This window comes from Pseudomonas sp., assembly GCF_033723075.1.
Classification (GTDB): domain Bacteria; phylum Pseudomonadota; class Gammaproteobacteria; order Pseudomonadales; family Pseudomonadaceae; genus Aquipseudomonas.
The window spans coordinates 19,383-28,110 of record NZ_JAWVXU010000033.1 but is presented as its reverse complement, the minus strand read 5'-3'; the positions used below and the strand labels follow the sequence as shown (position 1 = coordinate 28,110).

Genomic DNA, 8,728 nt, shown 5'->3' with positions numbered 1-8,728 from the left:
GGCAACCAGTCGTCCAGCGATGGCGGGAGCAGGTAGTCGGTCTTGCGGTCGATCGGGCGAAAGCGGCTCATGCGGGGGCGTCGGCTGGGCGGTGCCGGGATTATCCTCGAATGAAGCGAGAAAGTCCGACAGGCTGCTAGGAAGGAAACGGCTCAGCCTGCAGGGTAGTGGAGTAGTTAGGTGCCAACATAAAAAAAGCCACCCGAAGGTGGCCTTGAAGTCATGCTGCGATAAGCTGCCTGGCAAGTGCCATCTCGACCGAGTCACCATCCTGGTTCAGCGAGTCGAGGCCTGACTCAGGAACGTCTCCCGACGTGCTCTGCGCCACGGCGATCTTCTTGGCCATCAGCTGCAGGCAGGTGATCTGCGAGCTACCGGCATAGCCGAAGAAGATCACCCGCACCGGGTGTTTCTGCCCGATCCTCCACGACCGCCGTGCCGCCTGCTGCAGGGTGTACACGTTGTAGCCCGTCTGCAGGAACGCGATGGTCGGAAAGTCCAGCAGATCCAGACCGGTCTTTACCAGCTCCGGGTTGGTGATCAGCACATCGATGCCGCGGTCGACCTGGTCGAGGATCCAGTCCTCGCGCCTTGCCGTATCCACCGAGGCGCGCAGAACTGCCACCTTCAGGCCGGCCTGTTCCAGCACCCGCTTGAGCCGGCTGGTTGTGTCGCGCGTCCCGCTGTACACGGTGTAGGCCAGCACCTTGCGGTTCTTGGCCTTCTCCGCGAGACAGAGGTTCACCAGCGCCTGCTCTTTGGGCATCAGCTCCTCGTCGCCGAAGATCGCCGGCACGAATGCCAGCGTGTCCCGGGAGCGAGGATGCTTCACCACCTCCGCCCGGAAACAGCAGTCCGGCCAAGCCAGCAGCACGTTGAGCACTACGCCCAGGAGCGTGGTATCTCGACGAGCCAGGGCCTGGCGCAGTTCAGCGGTCAGTGTGGTTGCCAGTCGTTGGTAGGCCGAGGCCTGCTCCGGTGACATGGGCACGTCGACGAACTCCTCCTGGTAGTCGGGCAACACATTGCCACCGATGTCCTTGAGCTTCAGGAACACAGTGAACGGCAGCACGAAGCAGTGGATGCCTTTCGGGCCGAAGCCCGGAGCCTTCACCGTTCGTACCGAGAGCTTCTTGCCCTTGGCCGTCTTGTGCGACTCGCCGTCGCGCTCGGTGTAGATGTCCTTCAGCACCCCGTGATCGCGCATGAACGACATGGCTGCAGGAGCCATGCTGCCGCGTGCGTTCGGTCGGTAGCCGTCCTCGATCATGCGCTGGGTGAGGATGCGGAACAGGAGGTAGAACAGGTCGTCGGCATAGCCGCCCATGAGCGTGCCGGTCAGCAGCACGGATTTCCGTGCCTTCGCTGCAAGCACGCCCATGGCCTGGCCCTGGGCCGAACCGCTGTTCTTGTATTCATGCCCCTCGTCCACCACCAGCAGGTCGAAGAAGCCATCCGGCAGGTAGCGCTTGATGAACTCCGTAGGTTGGTAGCCGCCTTCGCCGAAGCCGAACTCGATGTTCGCCATGGCGCGCTCCATGCGCTTGGCCTGGCGATCGCTGAAGATGAAGTTGCCCTTGGCGTCCATCAGGTTGATGAACTCGGACACGTTGTCCACCAGCATCGAGGCGAGGAAGTCCTCCCCGAAGTCGTTCAGCAGCCGCTCGGCACGCACGGGGCCGATGGTCGGGATCCGACACATCGACTTCAGGATCGTCGAGCGGCGGTTGCCGCCGTCCGCTCTGCCCGGGCGCATCAGTGTCCACAGAGCCGCCTCACAGTGGGGGCAGCGCCGGCGGCGCTCCTCACGGTGAAACTCCTCGACTGTGATCAGGTTGCCCTCCTGGTCCTCGAGCACACGCCCGCAATCCGGGCAGCCAGCCATCAGCCGGCCGCCGGCGGCGCGCCGCTGCCAGCAGGCCAGATGCCAGTGGAATCCCATCCGCATGCGCACGCGGCCGAGAATGAAGAACTCCTGGCGTCCATCGTAGGGCTGGCCGACCTGGTCGCGCAGCTTCAGCAGCTTGACCAGGGTGTCGGGACCGTTGAGCACCCAGACGCGGGCGTCCGGGATGGTTTCGAGGATCTCGCGCCGCCACTTGTAGACCAGGTGTGGGGGAGAGATGACCATCGTGCGGCGATAGCCAGCGCTGTGCATGACGGCCGCCACGGCGATGGCCATCATGGTTTTGCCGGTACCCATCTCGGCGTTGATGATGCCTGCCTGCTCGTTGCGATCGAGCAGCAACGCGGCGATGGCCTGGACGACGTCCGCCTGGGCGGGGAAGGGCGTGCGTTTGAGACCATCCATCACCAACTGGCGGGCGCCGTTGGCGTCGCCGGCATAGACAGGTGGATTGGAGCGGTTGAGGGAGTCCAGCAGCTCGTCGCCGAATTCGTCGATGAAGTCGGTGAGGCCGATGGTCAGTGGTGTGGCAGGGACCTGGGTGAAGGTCTGGGTCAGATCGTTCATGGTGCTTTTCCTGGCGGGGATGAAGCAGGGCATGCACGACACCCGGCCGGGTATGTGCATACCCTGCGGGTTGGTTGAAGGTGCCGGAGTGGCGGTGGGTCAGTAGTCGTCAGGTAACAACAGGGTGGTCACGCTGCGATCGGCTTCGGTGATGATCCATAGCCTGGTTTCGTCGCCGGCACAGATGTCGTAGCCGGAGAACAGCCGGTCTCCATACTGCAGGGCCTGCTGGTTCGCCTGCTTGTCGTCATCGGTCAGCTCTCCCCAGTCTCCCGCCAGATGGCGTTTCAGGTAGAGGGTCGGATTGAGCAGGCCACCTTCCACCAGATGGTGGACGGAGCTGGCCATTACCACACGACCAGGCGAGAACAACGGGCCGGGAAGGGGGCTCAAGGTCATTGGTGCCGGCGGAGCCTGAGGCTCTTCCGTCGCCACTGCTGTAGAGCTGATGGTCAACACCCTGCCAAGGTTCGGTGAGCCTGGCGTTATGTCCCATGCCCGGATAATGGGCACGAAGCGATCGGTCAGGATCCTCACCTCGGAGACGTTGCCGTCCTCGTCCTCGGTGAATTCGGTCTTGCGGACCTTATCCTTGTAGGTATCGCCCTTGAGTGCCAGGACGCGTCCGTTCCTTGAGGTCACCACTCCGGAGATCGCGCCGGCGGCCAGCGCGAGCGCCAGGTGCCAGCGCGACATCTCACGGACCGGTGGCCGCGGCTGAATGCCAGCCTGACCGAAGTGGAGGGTGAAGTCCGGCCAGAGCCCTCGCAGGCGCTGGATTTCGTGACTGAACTGCTCCGGCTCCAGGGTGACCCGGTAGAAGTGCTCCAGGTCGTTCGCCGACGGCAGCACCGCGTAGGGCTCCCACGGCCAAATGGCTGGCAGCTCCTCTGCGGTTTCCTGTCCGGCGCCGATCGCCTGCAGGCGATCACGCATCTGGGCAACCTCCCGTGGTTTGGCCAGGTCCTGGCGACGCACACGAATGCCGAAGATGACCACCTGTTTGAAGGTGGGGTCGGCAGCCGCGTAGATCCGCAGTGCGGTGAAGTGGTTGCAGAGCCAGCCAGTCAGTTCGTCGTCCAGGACATAGTGCGGAACTATGAACACCAGCACGCCACCGTACTGCAACAGCGGCAAGGCCCGTTGGTAGAACGCCTTTTCCAGTCGGCGACGACCGTTGCCCTGGTACTGAGATGCACCGGAGTGGTCGGCCACCAGATCGCCATAGGGTGGATTGAGCCAGAGCAACCCGAAGGCTTGCCGGCTGATCATGGTGTCCATCAGGTCGCTGTGCAGCACCCGATCCAGCAAGGTGCGTGCGTGGTCGGCGCGCTCCCGGTCATATTCGACCGCGAACGCCTCGACCTGGTCGCACCCAAGAGCATGGGCTGCCTCGGCCAGGGCCACTCCCTCGCCGGCGCAGGGATCGAAGATCCTCATCTTGCCGGCAGGGGATGGAGCCAGGGCCTGCAGCGCGCGCTCCAGGGTGATTTCGTCAGTGGGGAAGTAGCCGTTGCGGGCGAAGTTGTGCGCCAGGCGCGGGAACATCAAAGCCATAAGGCCTCCTTGGTATGTGAAGTTCAGCAGTTGCGCGAAGTCGGGAAGAGGGCTCAGGCGGTTGCCTGAGCCTCGGTGGTCAATCGCCCTTGGCGGATTAGGTCGCCGAGGGCGGGTTCGAGCACGTCGAGCTGCATGGACAGCCGCCAGGCGCTGATCGCGCCCAGCGCCCCGGGGAGGGGCTGGAGCATGCCGTGTTGGGTGAGGACCTCCATCACCGGCTCCCGCCAGTGCTGCAGGAGCGGCAAAGGGCAGGTTTCGGTGACCAGCGGCCATAGCTGCTGGAGTGGGTCCGCCGCCTCCTCGAGGAGGGCATAGGCGAAGTGGTTGGCCTGGTCGGGCCGAGCGCAGCGCCGGTCGAACAGCCAAAGGTGCAGCAGGCTGCCGAACAAGGTGCCGCGGAACTGCCGTGTGGTGCGCTTTTCCAGCAGATCGACGTTGGGAAAGACCGGAAGACTCCGGTCATCCATGGTGATGTGGAACTGATCCAGGCCGTTCTCGGCGGAACCGAGGGTCAGCCTGGCCAGGAACTCCTGCAGGGCCGTGTCGCGGCCCCAGGCAGAGAGGAAGACCAGGTTGCGCTGCTCATCGCAGACACAGGCGTCAACGTAAAGGTCGGGACATTCCTCGACCTGGTGCAGCGGGGTAGGCAGCATAGGGTGTGGCCTCCATTGCAGATGGGGACCTGCCCGGGGAGGGGCAGGACTGCCCCTCGGGGTGGATGACGATGGTCGATCAGGCGGGCCGGGCCGGCTGGTCGTTGCGAAGGGCCTCGCGCCACGCCGGACAGACGCCGTCCGGCGCCATGTCCAGGAAGTGCAGGGGGCACCCGTAGTAATACGGGCCAGCGGATTCTGGGATCGACTTGCTGCCCCAGAGTCCCCCCTGAACCTCCAACAGATCGCAGTTGATGAAGGTGTAGGTGTCACCGACGGCATTGCCGTTGATGATGTTCGCTACCTTCAGCTCCAGCTGAACGACGGTCCAGAGTTCTTGGCCGGTCAGTGCGTGCTCCAGGATCGTGCGTTTGTGGGTGAAGCTTTCCGCGGGCTCCAGCAGCCGCTGAACCAGGCTGTCTTTGTCGCGGTGTGAAAATAGCCATCCCATGATGTGGGGCCTCATGTGGTGGCCGGGCTCCCTGGCGGGGAGTCCCCGGCAGGGTGGTGGTTGGTTAAGGGTCAGGCGAGCAGACGACTCAGCCGTTCAAGCAGCCGATGGGCTGCCTGATTGGCGGACTGCCCGTCATCTGGGGAGGCGTGATGGACACGCATCCGCAGGTACTGAAGGGCAAGGTCGACGTACTGGCGATCGAAGATCGCCTCTCGGAACAGATCAGCCTCCTGATCCAGGCCGACCTCGCGCAGCGCGCTGCAGGTCAACAGGAGTTCGTTGGAGACTTCCTCGCTGTGGTATCGCGGATCCATAGGCGCTCCTACGATTGTGGTTGGCGTTTCCAGAGTTGCAGTTTGAAATCCAGCTCGTACCCCAGCTCGCCGAGGCGAGCGCACTGGGCACGCAGGCGCTGGCGATCCACTGTGGTGTCGAGGCGAACTTCACTGCCCAACGGCCAGATGGTGCCGAATAGCTCGGCGTCTTCGTTTGGCTGGGAGTGCTTCGTGCTCGAGCTGGAACTGTCCATACCGAAAGGCGCATCGTCTGCCGGCATCTGGGCGGCCCGCGTGGGCGTGGGATTCCTGGTCTCGCGAGGAGCCTCTGGGGACGAAGGCCTGACTGGCTCCTCGTCCAGGGGGTCGGGTTCGCTAGGTGATAGCTGCGCGGCATCCTCGGCCGTGAGGTTGTCGACGTCCTCCAGCGTCATGCTGTCGACTTTCGCGCGGATCTCGACGACGAGGCGGCCACCAGTGGAGTAGTACGACGGGCGAATTTCCGAAATTGCGAAATTGCCGCGGTACTTCCCTTCGGTGTACTGATCGAGGAGGGCGTCCTTGATGACGAACTCCCCGATAGAGGTTGCCAGGCGTCCGACGTTGAACTTGCCGTTCCGGCCGGTGATGGTGCGAATGGCCAACTGGCCATCGATGTGGATCATTGACGTCCTCCTCATAGAGCGGAGGCCAGCCCCTGAGGGGCGAGGCCTCAGCGGACGATTGCGAGAAAAGCGAAGCCCTGGTGTGAGGCCAGGGCTCTGAGTGGTTGGAGGAGCGCCTGATGAACCAGGCGCATCCCGTCAAGCTGCCAGTTGGACAGGGTTGGGTTTGAGCGAGATCAGCAACTGGGCGGTTGAGCCCATGCCGTCCTGATGACTCGCTTGCAGATCCAGCCAGAGCGGTTGGTGAGGGTTGCCATCGGGCGGTAGGCGGTGAAGACCGAAGTCGACAACGTCATCCGAGGGTGTGGCGAATACAGCTTTGTAGGCTGCAGCCAGAGTGGAGCAGAGGCGGTCTTCGATGTCGGCCAGCTCGTCAGCCGACTCCAGATTCACAGCCTGCTGCCATGCCTCGGGGGTGAATACCACCGGCATGGACAGAATCCGTGCAGCCGCAGGGGTAAGCGCAGTTGCGCCGTACAGTTTCGACATGGTGAATCTCCAGAGGAAAAACGGAGACGCACGTCGCCCGGGCTGGGGAGTGAATCCCCGCGAGGGTGGGTGGAGTAACTGATATTGCGTAAGTGAGAAAAGGTGTCCGAAGGCACCGGTGAGGGTTAGAGCCAGCCGTATTCGGCGAGGGACAGGGGGCGACCTTCGCCAACGATGAAGTGGTCCAGGACACGCACGTCGACCACCGCCAGGACTTCCTTCAGTCGTGCGGTCAAGGTGCGATCCGCCTGGCTGGGTTGAGGGCAGCCTGAGGGGTGGTTGTGGGTGAGGATGACGGCCGCGGCGTTGTGGGCCAGGGCACGTTTGACCACTTGCCTGGGGTAGACGCTGGCGCTATCGATGCTGCCGTGGAACAGCACCTCGAACTGCAGCACCCGGTGCTTGGCATCGAGGAACACCACGCCGAATACCTCATGATCCTGCTGCGCAAGCTGCAGTTTCAGGTAGTCGGCTACCAAGCCGGGTGACGTTAATTCGGGGCCGCGGGTGAAGATCCGTTGGTCAAGGATCTGCAAGGCTTTCTCGATCACCCGGTTTTCCTGGGCGATACGAGCGGCTTTGAAGTCAGTGGTTTCAATCAGCGTGAGCTGTGTGTTCATGGTGGTACCTCCGCGTTGAATACAGGGGGGGTACGCACCCCATGGGGAGTGAATCCCCGCGTGGGTAGTTCGAAATATGCACTCCATCGCCTGAGGCGATGCGGTCGCGCTGCCGAGTGCTTGGCGACCTTGGGTGAGTCAACGCTTGCGCGCCGGAACCATGAGACTCAGGTTCCCTGGGATGGTCTGCTGTCGACGACAGCAAGCCCAATCAGCATTCGGTTGGCCTGGCGGGAAATCCCGCCGGCCAGGTGACTCAGTCCGAGAAGACCGGAACGCCATCAAGGACAAAAGCGAATGGATCTAAGAGTCGCTTCGTTGGGTCCAGGCGTTTCCAGCCAGAGCCTGTGCCGCTACTTCAGCGGTGGAGTAATACTCCACCGACTCCCTCGAGATAGGACCAGACTCGTCAGCCGTGCCGATATAGAAACCGGCACCACTCTTCAGGATCTGCAGCGGGTACTTGATGTTGAGCTGGGCAAAAGCGAGTTTTCCGTAGGTCATGTGGAATTCCTTGATGGGGAACGGCCATGACCCAGTGGGTCGCGTTTCCCAGTGGGTGTGAGTGAAGCCAGGGCACCGTGAGGTGCCCTTAGGTCATGCAGCCATTACAGCTTGGTCTCCGGTGTTGCCAGCGAAGAGGATCCAGACCACGTCGCAGAAGTGACTGCTGGTCAGCAGTTCGGCTTCAACTTCGTTGATGGACACTTCCTCAACTTCCGGCAGAGCGGGCATATCTCCAGCTTGGGCGTTGTAGCTCATGATGATCTCCAAATGAATTTGGAGAACACCATGCCCTGGGGGAATGGTGCCCCCCGGATGGGTATGCGATGACAAGCGGCGCATTGCGTAGGTGATGAAAGGCACCCCGAAGGGCGCCCTGTTTTTCAATCAAGCAGTCTGGCGCTGACGTGCATCAGGTTGCTGTTGCTCTTCAGCCGAGGGCTCGTCGGACGATGCTTCAGGTCCACCTTGTTGGTTGTCCTGGGGCTCGCCGGCATCCTTCGGTTTGGCTTCGTAGACAGTTTCACCATCCACCTTGATAAAGCCGATGAAGAGCAGCCGACCCTTGAGGCTTGCGCCAGGTTGACCTTTCTTCTCGCCCTTTTCGTAGGTGAATGAGTCTGCCCAGATGTCACCGATACGGAAGGACACGAGGACCTTCTTACCGGCTTCGACGGCTTGCTCGCAGCGACGCACGAGCTTTTCAGCTTCGGCACCGACGACGTTGCAGTCGATGTAGGTGTATTCCACGTCATCGGACGAGCCACGGAGGGCTGCGATGGTGGTGGCCATGAAAGGGGAACCCTTACGCGGCTTCACTTCGCGGATACGGTTGAGGTAACCGATACCGGTGGTGTGCAGATCGAAGAACTTGGTTTCGTTGGATTGTGCGTTGCTCATGGTGATTCTCCAGTTTCGATAGTCTGAAAGCGGAGAAACACTTCGCCCTTGGGGGAAAGTATTCCCCGCGAGGTTTAGAGCTTGGAAGGTGTGTGCTGGAACAGCTAGGTGAGGATGCTTCCATCAATCGCTGTC

The 8,728-nt window shown here is 62.2% G+C and carries 11 protein-coding genes; all 11 read right to left on the bottom strand.

Features of this window, described 5'->3' with window-relative positions; all coding sequences use genetic code 11:
* Window positions 1-220: 220 nt before the first annotated feature.
* Window positions 221-2,473 carry a DEAD/DEAH box helicase gene (locus tag R3355_RS23080; protein WP_318963446.1) on the bottom strand — a complete coding sequence of 751 codons (2,253 nt, stop codon included), beginning with the start codon at window positions 2,471-2,473 and terminating at the stop codon, window positions 221-223.
* 99 nt (window positions 2,474-2,572) lie between these two features.
* Window positions 2,573-4,030 carry a DUF6094 domain-containing protein gene (locus R3355_RS23075; RefSeq protein WP_318963445.1) on the bottom strand — a complete coding sequence of 486 codons (1,458 nt, stop codon included), beginning with the start codon at window positions 4,028-4,030 and terminating at the stop codon, window positions 2,573-2,575.
* A gap of 53 nt (window positions 4,031-4,083) precedes the next feature.
* Window positions 4,084-4,686: a hypothetical protein gene (locus R3355_RS23070; RefSeq protein WP_318963443.1), complete on the bottom strand. Its 603-nt coding sequence runs from the start codon at window positions 4,684-4,686 to the stop codon at window positions 4,084-4,086.
* Between the two features lie 79 nt (window positions 4,687-4,765).
* Window positions 4,766-5,152, bottom strand: coding sequence for a hypothetical protein (locus R3355_RS23065; protein WP_318963442.1), 387 nt, complete (start codon window positions 5,150-5,152; stop codon window positions 4,766-4,768).
* Between the two features lie 56 nt (window positions 5,153-5,208).
* A complete protein-coding gene (locus R3355_RS23060) occupies window positions 5,209-5,454 on the bottom strand; it encodes a hypothetical protein (RefSeq protein WP_318963440.1) in 246 nt (81 codons plus the stop codon).
* A gap of 8 nt (window positions 5,455-5,462) precedes the next feature.
* A complete protein-coding gene (locus R3355_RS23055) occupies window positions 5,463-6,080 on the bottom strand; it encodes a DUF3275 family protein (RefSeq protein ID WP_318963439.1) in 618 nt (205 codons plus the stop codon).
* 138 nt (window positions 6,081-6,218) lie between these two features.
* A complete protein-coding gene (locus R3355_RS23050) occupies window positions 6,219-6,569 on the bottom strand; it encodes a hypothetical protein (protein WP_318963437.1) in 351 nt (116 codons plus the stop codon).
* 125 nt (window positions 6,570-6,694) lie between these two features.
* The gene (gene radC / locus R3355_RS23045; RefSeq protein ID WP_069897735.1) at window positions 6,695-7,189 is read right to left on the bottom strand and encodes a RadC family protein; all 495 of its coding nucleotides are present in this window, start codon (window positions 7,187-7,189) and stop codon (window positions 6,695-6,697) included.
* Between the two features lie 303 nt (window positions 7,190-7,492).
* Window positions 7,493-7,693: a hypothetical protein gene (locus tag R3355_RS23040; RefSeq protein WP_318963436.1), complete on the bottom strand. Its 201-nt coding sequence runs from the start codon at window positions 7,691-7,693 to the stop codon at window positions 7,493-7,495.
* A gap of 93 nt (window positions 7,694-7,786) precedes the next feature.
* Window positions 7,787-7,951 carry a hypothetical protein gene (locus R3355_RS23035; RefSeq protein ID WP_318963435.1) on the bottom strand — a complete coding sequence of 55 codons (165 nt, stop codon included), beginning with the start codon at window positions 7,949-7,951 and terminating at the stop codon, window positions 7,787-7,789.
* Between the two features lie 129 nt (window positions 7,952-8,080).
* Window positions 8,081-8,593 carry an STY4534 family ICE replication protein gene (locus tag R3355_RS23030; protein WP_318963434.1) on the bottom strand — a complete coding sequence of 171 codons (513 nt, stop codon included), beginning with the start codon at window positions 8,591-8,593 and terminating at the stop codon, window positions 8,081-8,083.
* Window positions 8,594-8,728: the final 135 nt, after the last annotated feature.